Raw genomic sequence first — 19,415 nt, forward strand, 5'->3', positions numbered from 1 at the left:
CGCCAGGGCGTTCAGTACGTCGTCAGGGCGCGCGGGCCCAGGTCCGTACGGGCCGGCGGGGTTGCCAGCCGGACCCGCGCGCCGAGCACGCTCAGGCCGCGCGGGGCGACCACCACGGGCTCCAGGTCGACCGCGACCACTTCCGGCAGGTCGTCGGCGAGCATCGACACCCGCAGCAGCAGTTCCTCCAGGGCCGCGGTGTCCACCGGTTCGGCGCCGCGCCAGCCGAAGAGCATGGGCGCGGACTTGATGGAGCGCACCAGTTCCGCGGCATCGCGGTCGGTGGCCGGAACCAGCCGGTGCGCCACGTCGCCCAGCAGTTCGGAGGGTGCCCCGGCCAGCCCGAAGGAGAGCACCGCCCCGGCCGCCGGGTCCACCCCGGCCCGTACCACCGTGTCGACTCCGCGCGGGGCCATCGCCTGGACCACCGGGCGCAGTTCGGCGGGGCCGCCCAGCCGCGTGGTCAGCTCGCCGTAGGCCCGCCGCAGGTCGTCCTCGTCGGCGAGGTCGAGCCGTACGCCGCCGAGGTCGGCCCGGTGGCGCAGGTGGGGCGCGGTGGTCTTCAGCGCCACCGGGTAGCCGAGCGCGGCGGCGGCCTCGGCGGCGGCGTCCGGGTCGGGCGCGGGCCGGGCCAGCCGGACCTCGATGCCGTAACGGCCGAGCAGGGCCGCGGTGTCGGCGTCGGTGAGGGTGACGCCCTCGTCGGGGGGCGTGCCCGGGGGCAGCAGCCGGCGGACGTCGGCGGCCGCGCCGTCCTCGTCGATGCCGTCCAGCTCCGGCACGCGGCCGGGGTCGGCCTCGCCGGCGCGCCAGGCGGCGTAGGCGGTGGCCTCGGCGAGCGAGCGGACGGCGCGGTCCGGGGCGCGGTAGGCGGGGATGCGGGCGGCGGGCGGGCCGCTGTCGTCGGCGGGGGCGCCGAGCCGGTCGGCCATGGCGTCCAGGGCGAGGTGGACCACGACGACGGGCTTGGCCGCGCCGGCGGCGGCGGCGCGCAGGGCGGCGGCCAGTTCCGGGTCGTCGCCGGCCTCGGGGTCGGATGCGGGGCCGGGTACGGGGTCAGGACCGGGTCCGGTGGCCGGGGCGGCGCCCGGATCGGGGGTGCCGGCCGGGGTGGCGCTCGCTTCGCGCGCGGGGCTCGGCGGGGTGGGGAGCGTGGCCGCGTCACTGGGGTCGCTCGGGTCGGCGGTCAGCAGGTCGGTGCCGACCCGCGGGATCGCGGTGACCACCACCGCGTCGCTGCCGGGGTCGGCGAGGGCGGCGGTGAGCGCGGCGGCGAAGTCGTCCGGGCCGGCCGCGGTGGTGAGGTCGGCCGGGGCGGCGGGGCGCAGCCCGGCGGTGAGCGCCGAGTCGTAGGTGAGCAGGCCCAGTGACTCGGAGTTGCCGAGGATGGCGACGCGGTCGCCGGCCGGGAGCGGCTGGAGGGCCAGGAACAGCCCGGCGTCCAGGAGTTCGGTGACGGTGTCCACCCGCATCACCCCGGCCTGCCGGAACAGCGCGGACACCGTGGAGTCCGGGATGCGGGGGGACGGCACCTCGTGTCCTGCGGGCACCGCGCCGGAGTGCAGGGCGCCCTTCACCACGACCACGGGCTTGTCGGCGGCGGCGCGGCGGGCGAGCCGGGTGAACTTGCGCGGGTTGCCGAACGACTCCAGGTACATCAGCACCGCGCTGGTGTCCGGGTCGTCCTGCCAGTACTGGAGCATGTCGTTGCCGGAGACGTCGGCGCGGTTGCCCGCCGAGACGAAGGCGGACGGGCCCAGCCCGCGGCGGTGCAGCCCGGACAGCAGGGCGATGCCGATGGAGCCGGACTGGGTGAACAGCCCGAGCTTGCCGCGGCGCGGCATGTCGGGCGACAGCGAGGCGTTCAGCCGGGAGTCGGGCGCGGTGTTGATCACTCCGAACGCGTTCGGCCCGATCACCCGCATGCCGTGGGAGCGGGCCTGCCGGACCAGTTCGCGCTGCCGGGCCCGGCCCTCGGGGCCGGTCTCGGAGTAGCCCGCGCTGACCACGACCAGGCCCCGTACCCCGGCGGCGCCGCAGTCGGCGACGGCCTCGGGCACCCGCTGGGCGGGCACCGCCACCACCGCGAGGTCGACGCTCGCACCGCTGTCCGCGATCCGACGGACCGAGCGGTGCCCGGGCACCCCGCCGAGGTCGGTGCCGCCCTCGGGGAAGGCGTGGTTGACCGCGTAGAGCCGCCCGGTGAAGCCGCCGGCCGCGATGTTGCGCAGCAGCGTGCGGCCGATGCCGCCCGGGCGGCGTCCGGTGCCGACCACCGCGACGGACTCCGGCCGCAGCAGCCGCTGGACCGAGCGGGCCTCGGCGCGGTGCTCGCGGGCGCGCATCACGCGTACCGACTCGTCGGTGGGTTCCAGGTCGAGGTCGAGGTGGACCACGCCGTCGGCGAAGCTGCGCTGCTGGGTGTAGCCGGCGTCGGTGAAGACCTTGACCATCTTGCGGTTGGCGGGCAGGACTTCGGCGGTGAAGTGCAGGATGCCGCGCTCCCGGGCGACCGCGGCGATGTGTTCGAGCAGCGCGGAGGCGACGCCGCGGCCCTGGTGCGCGTCCTGGACGAGGAAGGCGACCTCGGCGCGGGTGGCGGCCGGGCCGGAGGCGGCGCGCCCCTGGTCGTCGGTGCGGTCGTAGCGGACGGTGGCGATGAACTCGCCCCCGACGGTGGCGGCCAGGCCGACCCGGTCGTTGTAGTCGTGGTGGGTGAAGCGGTGCACGTCCCGGTCGGACAGCCGCGGGTAGGGCGCGAAGAACCGGTAGTACTTCGACTCGTCGGAGACCTGTTCGTAGAAGTGGACCAGCCGTCCGGCGTCCTCCGGGCCGATCGGCCGGATGCGGGCGATGCTGCCGTCGCGCAGCACCACGTCGGCCTCCCAGTGGACGGGGTACGGCTGGTCGCTCATGTCCCCAGCGTATGCGCCGGAGCGCGTGGGGTGTCTGCTCGCGCCGCCGACGCGCAGGGGGCAGTCTGGGGGAGGCCGTTTCCCGCGCGGGCCGGCCGGCGCACGCAGCGCCGGGGGCCTGCCGGGGCGGCCGGGACCTGCTGGACCACCTGTGCGGACCGCACCGACCCGAAGGGCTTCACCATGGCTGAGCGGCACGTCAACGTCGGTTGGGCGGACGGCCTGCACGCCCGCCCCGCTTCCATCTTCGTGCGCGCGGCGACGGCCGCCGGGGTGCCGGTGACGATCGCCCGGGCCGGCGGCGAACCGGTCAACGCCCGCTCGATGCTGGCGGTGCTGGGCCTGGGGGTGCAGGGCGGCGAGGAGGTCGTGCTCGACTCGCCGGCCGAGGGCGCCGAGGCGGCGCTGGACCGGCTGGTGAAGCTCGTCGCCGAGGGCCTGGAGGAGTTGCCCGAGACGGTCTGAGCGCCCCGCTCCCCGGGCGGGCCGCGGCCGGGCCGCGGGCGCACGGAATTCCCCCGGCGCGGCGGAATTCACCGGCCCTCGCATATCCAGTCGGAAAGAGCGCCCGCAATCCGCACCCGGCCACCGCCCGAAAAACACCGGGGTGCCGACCGGCCCGGTTTTCCGGCGCGACCGGGGAGAGCAATTCACGTTCTTGTATACGGCGCCATTGTTAAGCGCGGCGGCGCCCCACGTGTACGGCGTGTTTCGGGGTTCTCACCGCGGTGGCGCGCTCCACATGCAGCGCGGCCAGCCGGCGGGCCCGCTCGGCGTCGCCGCGGGCCACCGCGTCCACGATCGCCGCGTGCTCCTCCCACGCCTGCGCGGCGCGGTCGGCGCTGCCCCCGCCGTACACCCAGGCGATCTTGTGCCGCAGCTGGGTGAGCAGCGCGGCCAGCGTGGGGCTGCCGGACGCCTGCGCCAGTGTCTCGTGGAACCAGCCGCCGAGGGCCGGCAGATCCGACAGCTGGCCCTGCACCGCCCGCTCCTGGCCCAGTCTGACCAGGCCGCGCAGCACCTTCAGGTGCGCCTCGCCGCGCCGCTGCGCCGCTCTCGCCGCGCCCAGCGGCTCCAGCAGGCCGCGCAGCTCCAGCAGGTCCGCGGCCTCCTGCTCGGTCGGCTCGGCCACCGACGCGCCGGCGTGCCGCCGGGTGCGGACGAAGCCCTCGGACTCCAGGGTGCGCAGCGCCTCGCGCACCGGCACCCGCGACACCCCGTACCGCTGCGCGAGCAGTTCCTCGGTCAGGCGGCTGCCGGGCGGGAAGAATCCGCCCACGATGTCGTCGCGGATCGCCGTACACACCACCTGGGCCGAGATACGCCGATCGGTGCCCCCCGCGCCGTTCACATCCGTTTCCGCATCACACGAACTCCGCTCTCTCCCCGTAAGCGTTCTGCCGCGACTCTATTGCAGCAGGGGGCGGTTGGGAAAGCAGCCCCCGAATTACCGGAAAGTCCGGTTCGTTTTCGGACAGCGGGGGCGTGAAGGCGCAAAGGCGGTGACGCCGGAACCCCGGCGCGCCGGGGTGGGCGGGCCGGGGTTCCGGTGGGGCGTGCGTGCGGCGGCGGGCGCCGTTCACGACACGGCGGCCGAACGGCGATCGGACAGCAGTCGGACAGCGGTCAGGAGACGACGGTCACCGGGCCGATGCCCAGCTCCCGTACCGGCTCCGTGATCGCGGCCGCGTCGCCGACCAGGACCACCACGAGGCGGTCGAGCGGGAAGGCGTTGACGACCGCGGCCGTCGCCTCCACGGTGCCGGTCTCGGTCAGCCGGGCGTACAGCGCGGCCTGGAAGTCGTCGGGCAGTTCCTGCTCGACCTGGTCGGCGAAGGTGTCCGCCACCGCGGCGGCGGTCTCGTAGCGCAGCGGCGCCACCCCGACGAGGTTCTGCACGGCCACGTCGCGCTCGGCGTCGGTCAGCCCGCCCTCGCCCAGCTCGCGGATCACCCGCCAGGTGTCGGCCAGCGCCGGGCCGGTCACCTCGGTGGCGACCGAGCCGCTGATGGCCAGCATCGCGGCGCCCGTGCCGTCCGCGGAGGACAGCAGCACCTGGGCGGAGGCGCGCACCCCGTAGGTGTAGCCCTTCTCCTCGCGCAGCACCCGGTCCAGCCGGGAGGTGAGGGTGCCGCCGAGGCAGTAGGTGCCGAGCACCTGCGCGGCCCACACCGGGTCCTGGCGGTCCGGTCCGGTCCGGCCGATGAGCATCTGGGTCTGCACCGAGCCGGGCCGGTCCACGATCACCACGCGGGCGGTGTCGTCGGCGGTGATCGCCGGGCGGGCCGGCGGCTCGGCCTTGGCGCCGGTCCAGCGGCCCAGGGTGCTCTCCAGCAGCGCGGGCAGCGCGATCCCGGTCAGGTCGCCGACCACCACGACGGTGGCCGTGACCGGCCGCACGTGCGCGGTGTAGAAGGCGCGCACGGCGGCCGCGTCGATCCGCCGCACTGTCTCCTCGGTGCCCTGCCGGGGCCGGGAGTTGCGCGCCTCGGGCGGGAACAGCTCCTTGGACAGCGCCATCGCGGCCCGGCGGCCGGGGTTGGCCAGCTCGTGCGGGATCTCGTCGAGCCGGTTGGCGACCAGCCGCTTGACCTCGTCGTCCGCGAAGGCCGGGGCCCGCAGTGCCTCGGCGAGCAGGTCGAGCGCCTTGTCCAGCCGGGACGCGGGCACTTCGAGGGAGACCCGCACGCCCGGGTGGTCCGCGTGCGCGCCCAGCGTCGCGCCGCAGCGCTCCAGCTCGGCGGCGAACTCCTCCGCGGAGTGCTGGTCGGTACCCTCCGACAGCGCCCTGGCCATGATGGTGCCGACCCCGTCCAGGCCCTCGGGTTCGGCGGCCAGCGGGGCGGCGAGCAGCACCTCGACCGCGACGACCTGCTGGCCGGGGCGGTGGCTGGTGAGCACCGTCAGGCCGTTGGCCAGGGTGCTGCGCTCGGGGGCGGGAAAGGCCCACGGCCTGGGCTCGCCGGCCTGCGGCTGCGGGTGGAACGTCATGGTGGCGGCGGTGTCGCTCATGCCTCGGCACCCTCTCCCTGCTCGTCCTGGTCGTCCTGCTGCTCGGCGCTGCCCGCGGTGGGCTCGTAGACGAGGACGGCCCGGTTGTCGGGGCGCAGCCGCGCGGCGGCGACCGCCCTGACCTCCTCGGCCGTCACGTCCAGCACCCGCTGCACCGCGGTGAGGGCGAGCTGCGGGTCGCCGAACAGCACGGCGAACCGGCACAGTTCGTCGGCGCGGCCGGCCACCGTGGCCAGCCGGTCCAGCCACTCGCGCTCCAGCTGGGCCTGCGCGCGCTCCATCTCCTCGGCGGTGGGCCCCTCTTCGGCGAAGCGGGCCAGCTCCTCGTCGACGGCCGCCTCGATGACGGGCAGTTCGACGCCGCTGGACGCCTTGACGTCCAGCCAGCCGAGCGAGGGCGCCCCGGCCAGCCGGAGCAGGCCGAACCCGGCGGTGACCGCGGAGCGGTCCCGGCGTACCAGCCGGTTGTGCAGGCGGGAGGACTCGCCGCCGCCCAGCACCGTCAACGCCAGGTCGGCGGCGTCACTCTCCCGGGTGCCGTCGTGCGGCAGCCGGTAGACGGCCATCAGGGCGCGCGAGGGGACGTCCTCCTCGACGACCTCGCGGACGCCCTCGCCGACCAGGTCGGGCAGCGAGCCGTCGCGCGGCGCGGGCTTGCCGTCGTGCGCCGGGATGGTGCCGAAGTACTTCTCGATCCAGGCGAGCGTCTGCTCCGGGTCGATGTCGCCGACCACCGACAGCACCGCGTTGCCGGGCGCGTAGTACGTGCGGAAGAAGGCGCGGGCGTCCTCCAGCGAGGCCGCGTCGAGGTCGGCCATCGAGCCGATCGGCGTGTGGTGGTAGGGGTGCCCGTCCGGGAAGGAGAGCGCGCTGAGGCGTTCGAAGGCGGTGCCGTAGGGCACGTTGTCGTACCGCTGGCGGCGCTCGTTCTTCACCACGTCCCGCTGGTTGTCCAGGCTCTCCTGGTCCAGCGCGGTCAGCAGGCTGCCCATGCGGTCGGCCTCCAGCCACAGGGCGAGTTCGAGCTGGTGGGCGGGCATCGTCTCGAAGTAGTTGGTGCGCTCGAAGCTGGTGGTGCCGTTGAGCGAACCGCCCGCGCCCTGGACGAGCTCGAAGTGCCCGTTCCCCTGCACGTTGGCCGAGCCCTGGAACATCAGGTGCTCGAAGAGGTGGGCGAGGCCGGTGCGGCCCTTGACCTCATGGCGCGAACCGACGTCGTACCAGAGGCATACCGCGGCGACCGGGGTGAGGTGGTCCTCGGAGAGCACCACGCGCAGGCCGTTCGCCAGGCGGTGCTCGGTGGCTGTCAGGCCGCTGGAGTGTGCCTCCGGGGTGGCCGTGTGACCCATGGGCAAGCTGTCCTTCCGGTCGCTGCTGCGTGACTGCGTAGAGTGCTGCCACTCTAGGCAAGCGTGCCCGCGCTGCGCGAAGTTCCCGCTCGGAACGTCCTCCGTGCCGGGTCGCGGTCCGCGCTGTCGGTGCCGCGGTCCACAATGGACCGCGCCGCACCGCGGCGTACGCCTGCCGCAGCACCCGAACGAAGTACCGCCCGCACCAGCACCACGCACCTGTAGGCACCACGCAAGGCAAAGGAGCGCCGCCGAGATGGCCCGCCGCACGACGAAGAGCCCGGCTCCGGACGACGACTTCGAGGAGCGCATCCTCGACATCGACGTCGTGGACGAGATGAAGGGCTCCTACCTTGAGTACGCCTACTCGGTGATCTACGCCCGCGCGCTGCCCGACGCCCGTGACGGCATGAAGCCGGTGCACCGCCGCATCGTCTACCAGATGAACGAGATGGGCCTGCGCCCCGAGCGCGGCTTCGTCAAGTGCGCCCGCGTGGTCGGCGAGGTGATGGGCAAGCTGCACCCGCACGGCGACGCGTCGATCTACGACGCGATGGTGCGGATGGCGCAGCCCTTCTCCCAGCGGCTGCCGCTGGTCGACGGGCACGGCAACTTCGGTTCGCTCGACGACCTGCCCGCCGCGATGCGCTACACCGAGGCCCGCATGTCGGGCCCGGCCCAGCTCATGGTCGAGTCGATCGACGAGGACACCGTCGACTTCGCGCCCAACTACGACGGCCAGGAGCAGGAGCCCGAGGTCCTGCCGGCCGCCTACCCGAACCTGCTGGTCAACGGCTCGTCCGGGATCGCGGTCGGCATGGCCACGAACATGCCGCCGCACAACCTGGGCGAGGTCGTCGCCGCCGCCCGGCACCTGATCCGCCACCCGAACGCCGACCTCGACGCGCTGATGCGCCACGTCCCCGGGCCCGACCTGCCCACCGGCGGCCGGATCATCGGGCTGTCCGGTATCCGCGACGCGTACGAGAGCGGCCGCGGCACCTTCAAGATCCGCGCCACCGTGGCCGTCGAGGACGTCACCCCGCGCCGCAAGGGCCTGGTCGTCACCGAACTGCCCTTCACCGTCGGGCCCGAGAAGGTCATCGCCAAGATCAAGGACATGGTCGGCGCCAAGAAGCTCCAGGGCATCGCCGACGTCAAGGACCTCACCGACCGCGAGCACGGGCTGCGGCTGGTCATCGAGATCAAGAACGGCTTCAACCCCGAGGCCGTCCTCGAACAGCTCTACAAGCTGACGCCGATGGAGGACTCCTTCGGCATCAACAACGTGGCCCTGGTGGACGGCCAGCCGCTCACGCTGGGCCTCAAGGAGCTGCTGGAGGTCTACGTCGACCACCGCTTCACCGTGGTCCGGCGCCGCTGCGAGTTCCGCCGCACCAAGCGCCGCGACCGGCTGCACCTGGTGGACGGCCTGCTGGTGGCGCTCGTCGACATCGACGAGGTCATCTCCATCATCCGCTCCAGCGAGAACGCGGCGCAGGCCAAGGAACGGCTGATGGCGCGGTTCGGCCTGTCCGACATCCAGACGCAGTACATCCTCGACACCCCGCTGCGCCGGCTGACCCGCTTCGACCGGATCGAGCTGGAGGCCGAACGCGACCGGCTCAACGAGGAGATCGCCGAGCTGACCCGCATCCTGGAGTCGGACGCCGAGCTGCGCAAGCTGGTCTCGGCGGAGCTGGCCGCGGTCGCGAAGAAGTACGGCACCGAGCGGCGCACCGTGCTGCTGGAGTCGGCGGGCACGCCGGCCGCCGCGGTGCCGCTGGAGGTCGCCGACGACCCGTGCCGGGTGCTGCTGTCCTCCACCGGCCTGCTGGCGCGCACCGCGGCCGGCGGACCGGAGCAGGACACCTCGGCCAAGCGCGCCAAGCACGACGTGATCCTGTCCGCGGTGTCGACCACCGCGCGCTCCGACCTCGGCGTGGTGACCTCGACCGGCCGGCTGCTGCGGCTGACCGTCATCGACCTGCCGATGCTGCCGGACACCGCGGGCGCGCCCTCGCTGGCCGGCGGGGCGCCGCTGTCGGAGTTCGTGGCCTTGGACGACGGGGAACGGGCGCTGTGCCTGACCACGCTCGACGAGTCCTCCCCCGGGCTGGCGCTCGGCACCGCGCAGGGCGTGGTCAAGCGGGTCGTGCCGGACTATCCGGCGAACAAGGACGACCTGGAGGTCATCACCCTCAAGGAGGGCGACACCCTCGTGGGCGCGGTGGAACTGCGCACCGGTGAGGAGGACCTGGTCTTCATCACCGACGACGCCCAACTGCTGCGCTATCCGGCCGGGCAGGTCCGGCCGCAGGGCCGCCCGGCGGGCGGTATGGCGGGCATCAAGCTCGCCGATGGCGCCCGGGTGATCTCCTTCACCGCGGTCGATCCGGCCGTGGAGGCGGTCGTGTTCACCGTGGCCCGTTCCGAGGGCACCCTCGACGACGGGGGCGAGGGCACCGCGAAACTGACCCCGTTCGACCAGTACCCGCGCAAGGGGCGGGCCACCGGCGGAGTGCGCTGCCAGCGGTTCCTGCGCGGCGAGAACGGGTTGCTGCTGGCCTGGGCCGGTCCCGCGCCCGCCCGCGCGGCCACCTCCACGGGGGCGCCCGCCGAACTGCCCCCGAAGGACCCGCGCCGTGACGGCTCCGGGGTGCCCCTGGCGAAGCCGGTGGCGGCGGTCGCAGGCCCGGCGTGATCCGGACCCTGTGCCCGGGGCCGAGCCAACCCCGGGCACAGGGAGCCGCACGGGCGCGGCGGCGGCGCCCACTAGGCTCGGCGGGGTGAGTCTTTGCACCAGTGCCTCGATCGAACTGGCCGAACCGACGGCCGCCACCGCGGCAACCGCACGGACCTGGCTGCTGATCGAGCAGCCGGGGCCCTGGGGCGCCAAGGCACTCCGGGCCAGCCACCTCGACCCGGCACTGGGCCGCGAGCTGGAGCGGCTCGCCGACGGCACCGGGGTCCGGCTCGGCCTCATCCGCCGTCCCGGCCGGCACGCCGACACCCGCCGGCCGCGCCACCGGGTCATCGCCGCGCACACCGCGCCCGGGCGCTCCTGGGTACGCAGCACCGACGTGGCCGACCCCGCCGACCTGGCCGCCCTGGACTTCCAGGCGCTCGGCGCGGGCCTGCCCGCCGGCTTCGGCGCCCCCGCCGACGGTCCCGGGCACCCGCCGATCGCCCTCGTCTGCACCAACGGCACCCGCGACCGCTGCTGCGCCGTCCAGGGCCGCCCGCTCGCCGCCGAACTCGCCGCCGACAGCAGCCTCGACGTGTGGGAGACCACCCATCTCGGCGGCCACCGCTTCGCCCCGACCATGCTGGTCCTCCCGCACGGCTATGCCTATGGCCGCCTGGACGCCGCCACCGCCAAGGCCGCGCTGACCGCCGCGCACTCCGGCCGTATCGCCCTCGAAGGGTGCCGAGGCCGCTCCAGCTGGTCCCGGCCGGGGCAGGCCGCTGACCTGGCGGTGCGCGCGCTCATCGGCGAGGACGGCGCGGACGCGCTGGCGGTGCACTCCGCCGATCCGGTCCACAATGTCCGCCCGGATAACCCGGCAGCGGAGTCCGCCGCCTGGTCGGTGCACGTACGGCACACCGACGGACGGGAGTGGCGGGCGCTGGTCGCCCAGCACGCCGCCACTCCCCCGCGCCCCGAAAGCTGCGGGGCCGCCCTCGGCACGCCCGCCCGGATGGACGTCGAGTCCATCGAGCAGACCGCCCCGGGAACGCCGGCCCCGTAACCCCGTGGGCGCCCTACACCGCGCCCGCTCCCGTCAGCGACCGCACCTCGGTCTCCGCGAACGCGGCCTCGTCCGCCGGCTCCCGGGTCAGCACCGTGCCCAGCCAGCCGGCGAAGAACCCGAGCGGAATCGAGACCAACCCGGGGTTCTCCAGCGGGAAGAGGTGGAAGTCCACCCCCGGGAAGAGCGAGTCGGCCCGTCCGGACGTCACCGGCGACAGCACCACCAAGGTCAGCGCCGGAAGCAGCCCGCCGTAGATCGACCACACGGCGCCCTTGGTGGTGAACCGCCGCCAGAACAGCGAGTAGAGCAACGACGGCAGGTTCGCCGACGCCGCCACCGCGAACGCCAACCCCACCAGGAACGCGATGTTCTGATCCTGCGCCAGCAGGCTCAGCGCGATCGCCACCGCACCGATGCCGACCGCCGAGAACCGCGCCACCCGTACCTCGTCCTCCTCCATCCGGCCGCCCGGGTTCCCGGCGTCGCCCCGGGCCGCGGCATGGCGCGGTGCGCGCCGCACCGTCGCATACAGGTCGTGCGCCACCGAGGCGGAGGACGCGAGGGTGATCCCCGCCACCACCGCCAGGATCGTCGCGAACGCCACCGACCCGACCACCGCGAAGAGCACCGCGCCGCCGGTCGTGCCCGACCCACCGCCCAGGGCCTCCGCCAGCAGCGGCACCGCGGTGTTGCCCGCCTCGTTCGACGCCCGCACGGTGTCCGAACCGACCATCGCCGCCGCCCCGAAGCCCAGTACGATCGTCATCAGGTAGAACGCCCCGATCAGCCCGATCGCCCACACCACCGACCGCCGCGCCGAACGCGCCGTCGGCACCGTGTAGAACCGCGACAGAATGTGCGGCAGCCCGGCCGTGCCCAGCACCAGCGCCAGTCCCAGGCTGATGAAGTCCAGCCGCGACGTCCCGCTGATCCCGTACTTCAGCCCCGGCGCCAGGAACGCGTCGCCCTGCCCGCTCCCCGTCACCGCCGAGCGCAGCAACCCGTCCACGTTGCCGTGGTACTTGACCAGCACCATCACCGTCAGCGCCACCGTCCCGCCCATCAGCAGCACGGTCTTGACGATCTGGATCCACGTGGTCGCCCGCATCCCGCCGAACGACACGTAGACCACCATCAGCGCCCCGACCCCGATGACCGTCCAGGTCCTGGCCGCCCCGGTACCGCCGAGCAGCAGCCCGACCAGGCTGCCCGCCCCGACCATCTGCGCCACCAGGTACAGGATCGACACCGTCACCGACGCCGTCCCCGCCGCGATCCGCACCGGCCGGTGCCGCAGCCGCGCCGACAGCACATCGGCCAGCGTGTACCGGCCGACGTTCCGCACCAGTTCGGCGACGAGCATCAGCACGATCAGCCACGCCACGAAGAACCCGACCGAGTACAGCAGCCCGTCATAGCCGAACAGCGCGATCAGCCCGGAGATCCCGAGGAACGACGCCGCCGACATGTAGTCCCCGGCGATCGCGAACCCGTTCTCCGCCGGGGTGAACAGCCGCCCGCCGGCGAAGAACTCCTCCGACGAACTGCGCCGCCGCCCGGCCCACGCCGTGATCGCCAGCGTCACCGACACGAACACCGTGAACAGGACGATCGCCAGCCCCTGGTGGTCCCCGGTCGTATCGGCCAGGTACGCCACCTCGGCCCGCTGCCCCACCAGCTGCCCCGCCAACTGCCCCGTCAACTGCCCTGTCACCGCACCCGCTCCTGCCCGGTCCTGGTGGCCAGCGTCCACCGAAGGTCAAGCGCCGCCTGGTCCCGCCGCAGCCGCGCATGCCGCGCATACGCCCAGGTCAGCAGGAAGGTCGTCGCGAACTGCGCCAGCCCCGCAACCAGCGCCACGTTCAACTCGCCCACCACCCGGCGGGCCATCACACCCGGTGCGGTGGTTGCTGCCACCACGTAGACCAGGTACCAGGTGACGAACGCCGCCGCCGCCGGAAACGCGAACCCCCGGTAGCGGTCCCGCACCTGGCTGAACGCCGCGCTGTGCTGCACCTCGAGGTACACCGCCGCCCGCGCGTCCGCCTCGTCCGCCGAGCGCGCCCTCGGCAGCACCACAGGCGGTGTCACCTGCTCTCTGACCGCGCCCGACCCCGCATCCGTATCCGGCACCGGCGTCCACTGCCGTGCCACCGCGGCCTGTCGCCACGGGCTGTCCACCCCCAGCGTCCCCGGGTCTCCCCCGCCGTGCTCGTCCACCGAAATCTCCTCGATCCGCCGACCGGTCGGTCGTGCGGCCCATCATGGGCAGACCGGGAAGATCCAGAACCAACATGCCCAAACCTTCACACCATCAGGTGATCCCGTGCCGGTAGGCGTATCCCACGGCCTGAGCCCGATCGCGTGCCCCGGTCTTGGCAAACAGGTTGTTGATGTGCGTCTTCACGGTGGCCATGCTGACGTGCAACCGCTCGGCGATCTCCGCGTTGGACAGCCCCTCGGCAACCAGCGCCAACACCTCTGCCTCCCGTATCGTCAGCCCGTCAGGCAACTCCTCTCCCTCACGCCGCACCAGCCTCGCCGCCGCGGGCTCACCCTGTGCGAGCACATCCAGCACCCGGCGCTGCACCGACGACGACAATCCCGCCCGCCCTGCCGTCACATCGGCAATCACCCTCGCGATCTCCTCACCGCCCGCATCCTTCGTCAGATAGCCCCGTGCTCCGGCCCGCAGCGCCGGGAACAACGAGTCGTCGTCCGCGTACGTCGTCAGCACCACCACCTGCGTGCCCGGATACCCGACCCGAATCCTCCGGGTCGCCTCGACTCCGTCGCACCGCGGCATCCGCAGATCCATCAGCACCACGTCCGGATGCTGCTGCGCCACCAGCCGCACCGCCTCCTCCCCGTCGCCCGCCGCTCCCACCACCTCGATCCCGGGCAGCAGCCCCAGCAGCATCACGATCCCCCCACGCACCACCGTCTGGTCGTCCGCGACCACCACCCGCGTCATGCGGGCACCCGCAAGCGCACCACGAAGCCCTCCTCCACCGGTCCGGCATCCAGCGCGCCGCCCAGCAGTTCGGCGCGCTCCCTCATTCCACGAAGACCGTAGCCCGATCCGGAAACGCCCAGAGAGTTATCCACAGGCGATCTGCCGCCGAAGTCCCGGAACTCCAACTCCACCTCGTCCGGCCGGTACTCCAGCCGCAGCACGACGTCCGCACCCGGCGCGTGCTTCCGCACGTTCGTCATCGCCTCCTGGGCGACCCGCCGCACCGTCAGCCCCGCCTCGGCCGGCAGCCGCCGCGGCTGCCCGTCCACCTCCAACCGCGCTCCCTCCGACGCCACCAACTCCCGCAGGAACTCCTCCACCGGCGCCATCTCCCCGCGCAGCGCGGACAGTGCCTGCCGGGTCTCCGCCAGCCCCTCCCGGGCCATCCGCCGGGCCGCCACCACCCGCTCCAGCACCACCTCCCGGTCCTCGCCCCGCTCGATCAGCAGCCGGGTCGCCTCCAGATGGACGGTCTGCGCGGACAGGCTGTGTGCGAGCACGTCGTGGATCTCCCGGGCGATCCTGGCCCGTTCGGCGAGCGCGGCCGTCTCCGCCTCGGCTTTCCGCGCGGCCCGCTCCTGGGCCAGCAGCCGCTGGGTGTGCCCCCGTGCTTCCGCGTCCAGCCGCACGGTGTAGCCCACGAGTGCCACCCCGAGCGCGGTCAGCATCGTCACCAACCAGCTGTCCGCCCGGTCGAGCACCACGAACAGGGTGAGCGAGGCCGCTGCCACCGGTATCCCCGCTGCCAGGGGCAGCCGCTCCAGTGCCAGCACCGCGGACCCGCACCACAGCAGCACCGCGGGCAGCGGCGCGTCCACCGCCGTCGCGATGGCGCCCCCCGCGAGCAGCAGCGCGGCCATACCGAGCGCGGGCCACAGCCGGTGCCGCAGCGTGGTCCGGAAGTAGGCCCACACCACCCCGTACAGCACCAGCAAACCGAGGCACGCGCCCACGGCGGCCCACGGGCGCAGCCCGCCTTTGGCGACCACGGCCCACAGCGCCGCGGCCATCAGCGCGACCCTGATGCCCCGACCGACCTGCCGCCGCGCCTGCGGCCGCAGGTCGCGGGAGAGCGCCTCGCGTGACGGCCAGGCCGTCCAGGTGCTCATGAGACCGTGCACCGCAACGGTGTGCGGGGCCGGTCCCGCCCGAAGAGCGCCCGCCCGCTTATCGGGGACATCGCGGGGCCGGCGACGGACGCGACAGACGCGACGGCTGCGACAACCACCAACGCATGGACCGGACCGGACATGGCACGTGCCTCCGTAGACGATTCGACGATGTTGCTATGTCTCGAATCTACGGAAAATCGCTGGTCAATTGATCAAGCCAGGGGTGGAAAAACGCTCTCCACCCGGGGGTGGAGAGCGTTTCGGCCCGTTCGAGACGGGCGGAGACCGGCGAAGCCGGGTTGAGTCGGGTACAGCTGGTGGCCGGCCGCCGGTCAGACGTCGATCCGCGCGCGGTCCAGGGTGGAGGCGGAGCTGGAGATGAACTCCTTGCGCGGCGCCACCTCGTTGCCCATCAGGAGGTCGAACGCCTGCTCCGCGGCTTCGAGGTCGCTGATGTTGATCCGTCGCAGGGTGCGGTGGCGCGGGTCCATGGTCGTCTCGGCCAGTTGGTTGGCGTCCATCTCGCCGAGGCCCTTGTACCGCTGGATGCTGTCCTTGTAGCGGACGTTGCGCCGGTTGAGGTCCTGGAGGGTCTGGCGCAGCTCGGCGTCGGAGTAGGTGTACAGGTACTTGTCCTGGCCCTTCTTGGGCTGGACGAGCTCGATCCGGTGCAGCGGCGGGACCGCGGAGAAGACCCGGCCCTCCTCGACCATGGCGCGCATGTAGCGCTGGAAGAGGGTCAGCAGGAGGCAGCGGATGTGGGCGCCGTCGACATCGGCGTCGGCGAGGAAGATCACCTTGCCGTAGCGCGCCTGGTCGATGTCGAAGGTGCGCCCGGAGCCGGCCCCTATGACCTGGATGATCGCACCGCACTCGGCGTTCTTGAGCATGTCCGAGACGGAGGACTTCTGCACGTTGAGGATCTTGCCGCGGATCGGCAGCAGGGCCTGGAACTCGGAGTTGCGGGCCAGCTTGGCGGTGCCGAGCGCCGAGTCGCCCTCGACGATGAACAGTTCGCTGCGCTCCACGTTGTCGCTGCGGCAGTCGGCGAGCTTCGCGGGCAGCGAGGAGGTCTCCAGCGCGGTCTTCCTGCGCTGGGCCTCTTTGTGCTGCCGGGCGGCGATCCGGGTCCTGGCGGCCGCGACGGCCTTCTCCAGGACCGCCCGGGCCTGGCCCTTGGTGTCCCGCCGGGTGGAGGTCAGGAACTCCTTGAGCTCCTTGGCCACCACGGCGGCCACGATCCGGTTGGCGGCGGAGGTGCCCAGCACCTCCTTGGTCTGCCCCTCGAACTGCGGCTCGGCCAGCCGGACGGTGACCACCGCCGTCAGCCCCTCCATCGCGTCGTCCTTGACGATGTCGTCCTCGGCGACGCGCAGCAACTTGGTGGCGCGCAGCACCTCGTTGACCGTCTTGGCGACCGACCGCTCGAAGCCGGTCACATGGGTGCCGCCCTTGGGCGTGGCGATGATGTTGACGAAGGACTTGAGCGTCGTGTCGTATCCGGTGCCCCAGCGCAGCGCGATGTCGACGCCGAGTTCGCGGGTGACCTCGGTGGGGGTCATGTGGCCGCGGTCGTCGAGTACGGGGACGGTCTCCTTGAAGGTGCCGCTGCCGGTGAGCCGCTGCACGTCGCTGATCGGCTTGTCGGGGGCGAGGTACTCGCAGAACTCGCTGATCCCGCCGTCGAAGTGGAAGACGTCCTCGACCGGCTTGTCCTCCTCGATGCCGCGCTCGTCGCGCACCACGATGGTGAGGCCGGGGACGAGGAACGCGGTCTGCCGGGCACGCTGGTGGAGGGTGTCCAGGGAGAGCTTGGCGTCCTTGAGGAAGATCTGCCGGTCCGCCCAGTACCGCACGCGGGTGCCGGTGCGGGTGCGGGGGATCTTCTTGGTGCGGACCACGCCGCTGGCCGGCTCGAAGGGAGCGTCGGGGCCGGACTCGGTGAAGATCCCGGGCACACCGCGGCGGAAGCTGATGGTGTGCGTGTGGCCGCCGCGGTCCACCTCGACGTCAAGGCGCGAGGAGAGGGCGTTGACCACCGAGGCGCCGACGCCGTGCAGACCGCCGGAGGCGGCATAGGAGCCGCCGCCGAACTTGCCGCCGGCGTGCAGCTTCGTCATGACGACCTCGACGCCGGACAGGCCCGTCTTCGGCTCCACGTCCACCGGGATGCCGCGGGCGTTGTCGCGGACCTCGATGGACCCGTCGGCGCCGAGGACCACCTCGATCCGGTCGCCGTGGCCGGCCAGCGCCTCGTCGACGGCGTTGTCGATGATCTCCCAGATGCAGTGCATCAGGCCGCGGCTGTCCGTGGACCCGATGTACATACCGGGCCGCTTGCGAACCGCTTCGAGGCCTTCGAGGACGAGGAGGTGCCGCGCGGTGTAGTTGGAACCGTCACGATCTGCGCCCGTCAGCATCGAGGCGGGCGGCACGGAGGTTTCGGCGGTCACGCGGGCAGCTCCTCGGTCAAGATATTCAGGCGTGTCGGTGAGAGGGTACCGATGCGGGGTGGGCGGGCACCGACGCGACCCGGTATCCGGATGATCCATCTTAGCCGTTTTCGATCGCGCGTTCGATAACCCGCACGAGTGATACACATGTCACGTTCCCAAAGAGGCATGAACCATTTAGGCTCCGGGCACGTCCTCTCCAACAACCCGGTTGCCAGCCGGGGGACGACCCGGACAACAGCTCCACACCCGACATCCGACGCAACTGACTCCTATTCGCCGCCAATCGGTAACACCCGGTCACACCGAGGACGGTTCCGAGAAAATGCCGTCAGCGGGAACGTTTTCGGCCTGGTTGGATGTTGACCCTGGTACGACAGCTCGTCGAGCTAGAGAAGAGGCGACGTGACTACTGTTCTGACCCCCGCGAGTCCGCTGACAGCGGGCGACCGCTGCGACCGCTGCGGCGCTCAGGCCTACCTGCGCGTCACACTCATCAGCGGTGGAGAGCTGCTCTTCTGCGCCCATCACGGCCGCAAGTTCGAGCCTGAACTGAAGAAGATCGCAGCCGAGATACAGGACGAGACCGGTCGGCTGACCGAGAACCCGGCGTCATCGGGAGACGACGAGCGCTGAGCCTTCGCACCAGCGACGAATCGGAGCCGCGGGCGGACAGACCCCTTGAGGGGGTGTCCGCCCGCGGGTTTTCACCGATCTCCAGGCCGCGTCGGCCGTTCTGTACCATCGCTCCCCCGCGCCGGCCGCCCCACCAGGCCGACGGTGCCCTGCACTGCGGCCCGTGACAGCAGCTCGCGCCTGCCGTGGATCACTCCACGTCACGACTCACATGTGCTGCGCGATCAGCGCTTCCATCGCGGAGACCCGCGTGTACACGCCCGGGTAGTTCGCCAGCGCGCAGCCGTTCCCCCACGACACCAGGCCGACCAGGCGGCCGGCGACCACCAGCGGTCCACCGCTGTCGCCCTGGCAGGCGTCCCGCCCGCCCTGCTTCTCCCCCGCGCACATCATCGACGCGGGCACATAGGTGCCGACGCTCCCACCGGGATACGCCTGTTCGCACGCCGAGTCGTCAAGGACCGAGATGTCGGCGGTACGCAGTGTGGTCGCGTAGTCGCCGCCTCCGGTGGTGTCGCCCCAGCCATAGACCTCGGCCTGGGTGCCGGGGCGGTAGGAATCCGTGTCGGAGGAATCCGCCATCGGGATGGCCGCCCCGCTCGGCAGTGGCTCGGCCAGGGTGATCACCGCGACGTCGTTGGCGTTGGTGGCCTGGTCGAAGTCCGGGTTCACCCACACCTTGGACAGCTGTAGCTCCTCGCCACTGTCGCTGGTCAGATCGGTGCGGTCCGCGATGACCCGGAGGTCCGGCAGTTGCTGCCAGTCGGACACGCCGAGCGCTTCCTCGCCGAAGCAGTGGGCGGCGGTCACCACGGTGCGTGGGCCGACCGCGACGCCGCCGCAGAACTGGCCGGAACGGTCACTGCCGAAGCGCGAACGGCTGGACAGCGCGACCACCCAGGGCTCCTGCTGGGTCGTGGTCGGAGTACCGCCCACGACGACTTCATGGGCCGCCGCCGACGTGGCGGGCAGTGCGAGGGGCACCGCCAGAGCCGGCAGCAGCGCGACTATCGACGCGATGACGGTACGAACACGGAAACGCATACGGCCTCCTGACGCTGTGACTCACTCTGCACACCCAGAGTCATGGACAGGTCGGGAGGCCGCATCCGCAGAGAACAGCCGCGGGGGCGGGCCGAAGGTCGGCTCGCCCCCGCGGCTGGGTGG

General features: G+C 72.7%; 14 protein-coding genes. 4 read left to right on the top strand and 10 right to left on the bottom strand.

Features of this window, described 5'->3' with window-relative positions; translation table 11 throughout:
• Nucleotides 1-11: 11 nt before the first annotated feature.
• Nucleotides 12-2,915 carry a bifunctional acetate--CoA ligase family protein/GNAT family N-acetyltransferase gene (locus AC3EVP_RS14670; RefSeq protein ID WP_435130178.1) on the bottom strand — a complete coding sequence of 968 codons (2,904 nt, stop codon included), beginning with the start codon at nucleotides 2,913-2,915 and terminating at the stop codon, nucleotides 12-14.
• A 183-nt stretch (nucleotides 2,916-3,098) separates the two neighbouring features.
• Between AC3EVP_RS14670 and AC3EVP_RS14675 the strand changes: the two genes are divergently transcribed.
• Nucleotides 3,099-3,380 (top strand): HPr family phosphocarrier protein, encoded by a 282-nt coding sequence (locus AC3EVP_RS14675; RefSeq protein WP_335978977.1) that lies wholly within the window; start codon nucleotides 3,099-3,101, stop codon nucleotides 3,378-3,380.
• A 211-nt stretch (nucleotides 3,381-3,591) separates the two neighbouring features.
• On the opposite strand, the gene AC3EVP_RS14680 is transcribed toward AC3EVP_RS14675, so the two are convergent.
• The 3 genes from AC3EVP_RS14680 to AC3EVP_RS14690 form a co-directional block, all read right to left on the bottom strand.
• Nucleotides 3,592-4,266: a GntR family transcriptional regulator gene (locus AC3EVP_RS14680; protein ID WP_435130182.1), complete on the bottom strand. Its 675-nt coding sequence runs from the start codon at nucleotides 4,264-4,266 to the stop codon at nucleotides 3,592-3,594.
• Nucleotides 4,267-4,541: 275 nt separating this feature from the next.
• Nucleotides 4,542-5,927 (bottom strand): M16 family metallopeptidase, encoded by a 1,386-nt coding sequence (locus AC3EVP_RS14685; RefSeq protein ID WP_435130185.1) that lies wholly within the window; start codon nucleotides 5,925-5,927, stop codon nucleotides 4,542-4,544.
• Nucleotides 5,924-7,276: a M16 family metallopeptidase gene (locus AC3EVP_RS14690; protein ID WP_435130188.1), complete on the bottom strand. Its 1,353-nt coding sequence runs from the start codon at nucleotides 7,274-7,276 to the stop codon at nucleotides 5,924-5,926. The genes AC3EVP_RS14685 and AC3EVP_RS14690 overlap by 4 nt, the downstream gene beginning before the upstream one ends.
• Nucleotides 7,277-7,532: 256 nt before the next feature.
• On the opposite strand from AC3EVP_RS14690, the gene AC3EVP_RS14695 reads away from it, so the two are divergent.
• Nucleotides 7,533-9,980 (top strand): DNA gyrase/topoisomerase IV subunit A, encoded by a 2,448-nt coding sequence (locus tag AC3EVP_RS14695; RefSeq protein WP_435130191.1) that lies wholly within the window; start codon nucleotides 7,533-7,535, stop codon nucleotides 9,978-9,980.
• Nucleotides 9,981-10,065: 85 nt separating this feature from the next.
• Nucleotides 10,066-11,028 carry a ferredoxin family protein gene (locus AC3EVP_RS14700; RefSeq protein ID WP_435130194.1) on the top strand — a complete coding sequence of 321 codons (963 nt, stop codon included), beginning with the start codon at nucleotides 10,066-10,068 and terminating at the stop codon, nucleotides 11,026-11,028.
• Between the two features lie 13 nt (nucleotides 11,029-11,041).
• Here AC3EVP_RS14700 and AC3EVP_RS14705 read toward each other — a convergent pair whose 3' ends face one another.
• From AC3EVP_RS14705 to AC3EVP_RS14725, 5 genes are all read right to left on the bottom strand, one after another.
• A complete protein-coding gene (locus tag AC3EVP_RS14705; RefSeq protein WP_435130244.1) occupies nucleotides 11,042-12,679 on the bottom strand; it encodes a solute symporter family protein in 1,638 nt (545 codons plus the stop codon).
• 62 nt (nucleotides 12,680-12,741) lie between these two features.
• Complete coding sequence (locus AC3EVP_RS14710) at nucleotides 12,742-13,251, bottom strand: DUF485 domain-containing protein (RefSeq protein WP_435130197.1); 510 nt, start codon at nucleotides 13,249-13,251, stop codon at nucleotides 12,742-12,744.
• A 94-nt stretch (nucleotides 13,252-13,345) separates the two neighbouring features.
• A complete protein-coding gene (locus AC3EVP_RS14715) occupies nucleotides 13,346-14,005 on the bottom strand; it encodes a response regulator transcription factor (protein WP_435130200.1) in 660 nt (219 codons plus the stop codon).
• Nucleotides 14,002-15,156, bottom strand: coding sequence for a sensor histidine kinase (locus AC3EVP_RS14720; RefSeq protein WP_335978961.1), 1,155 nt, complete (start codon nucleotides 15,154-15,156; stop codon nucleotides 14,002-14,004). Before AC3EVP_RS14720 ends, AC3EVP_RS14715 begins: the two co-directional genes overlap by 4 nt.
• A gap of 335 nt (nucleotides 15,157-15,491) precedes the next feature.
• Nucleotides 15,492-17,612 carry a DNA gyrase/topoisomerase IV subunit B gene (locus AC3EVP_RS14725; protein WP_335978959.1) on the bottom strand — a complete coding sequence of 707 codons (2,121 nt, stop codon included), beginning with the start codon at nucleotides 17,610-17,612 and terminating at the stop codon, nucleotides 15,492-15,494.
• A gap of 405 nt (nucleotides 17,613-18,017) precedes the next feature.
• Between AC3EVP_RS14725 and AC3EVP_RS14730 the strand changes: the two genes are divergently transcribed.
• Nucleotides 18,018-18,248: a DUF7455 domain-containing protein gene (locus tag AC3EVP_RS14730; RefSeq protein WP_435130205.1), complete on the top strand. Its 231-nt coding sequence runs from the start codon at nucleotides 18,018-18,020 to the stop codon at nucleotides 18,246-18,248.
• 207 nt (nucleotides 18,249-18,455) lie between these two features.
• On the opposite strand, the gene AC3EVP_RS14735 is transcribed toward AC3EVP_RS14730, so the two are convergent.
• On the bottom strand, nucleotides 18,456-19,292 hold the full coding sequence (locus AC3EVP_RS14735; protein WP_435130208.1) for a S1 family peptidase: 837 nt from the start codon (nucleotides 19,290-19,292) through the stop codon (nucleotides 18,456-18,458).
• Nucleotides 19,293-19,415: the final 123 nt, after the last annotated feature.

The sequence above is a fragment of the Actinacidiphila sp. bgisy144 genome (assembly GCF_057708105.1).

Excerpts from the sequence above, each read along its gene's own strand:
- AC3EVP_RS14670 (WP_435130178.1), bottom strand. The coding sequence starts at position 2,915 with ATGAGCGACCAGCCGTACCCCGTCCACTGGGAGGCCGACGTGGTGCTG.
- AC3EVP_RS14735 (WP_435130208.1), bottom strand. The coding sequence starts at position 19,292 with ATGCGTTTCCGTGTTCGTACCGTCATCGCGTCGATAGTCGCGCTGCTG.
- AC3EVP_RS14715 (WP_435130200.1), bottom strand. The coding sequence starts at position 14,005 with ATGACGCGGGTGGTGGTCGCGGACGACCAGACGGTGGTGCGTGGGGGG.
- AC3EVP_RS14720 (WP_335978961.1), bottom strand. The coding sequence starts at position 15,156 with ATGAGCACCTGGACGGCCTGGCCGTCACGCGAGGCGCTCTCCCGCGAC.
- AC3EVP_RS14685 (WP_435130185.1), bottom strand. The coding sequence starts at position 5,927 with ATGAGCGACACCGCCGCCACCATGACGTTCCACCCGCAGCCGCAGGCC.
- AC3EVP_RS14690 (WP_435130188.1), bottom strand. The coding sequence starts at position 7,276 with ATGGGTCACACGGCCACCCCGGAGGCACACTCCAGCGGCCTGACAGCC.
- AC3EVP_RS14695 (WP_435130191.1), top strand. The coding sequence starts at position 7,533 with ATGGCCCGCCGCACGACGAAGAGCCCGGCTCCGGACGACGACTTCGAG.
- AC3EVP_RS14675 (WP_335978977.1), top strand. The coding sequence starts at position 3,099 with ATGGCTGAGCGGCACGTCAACGTCGGTTGGGCGGACGGCCTGCACGCC.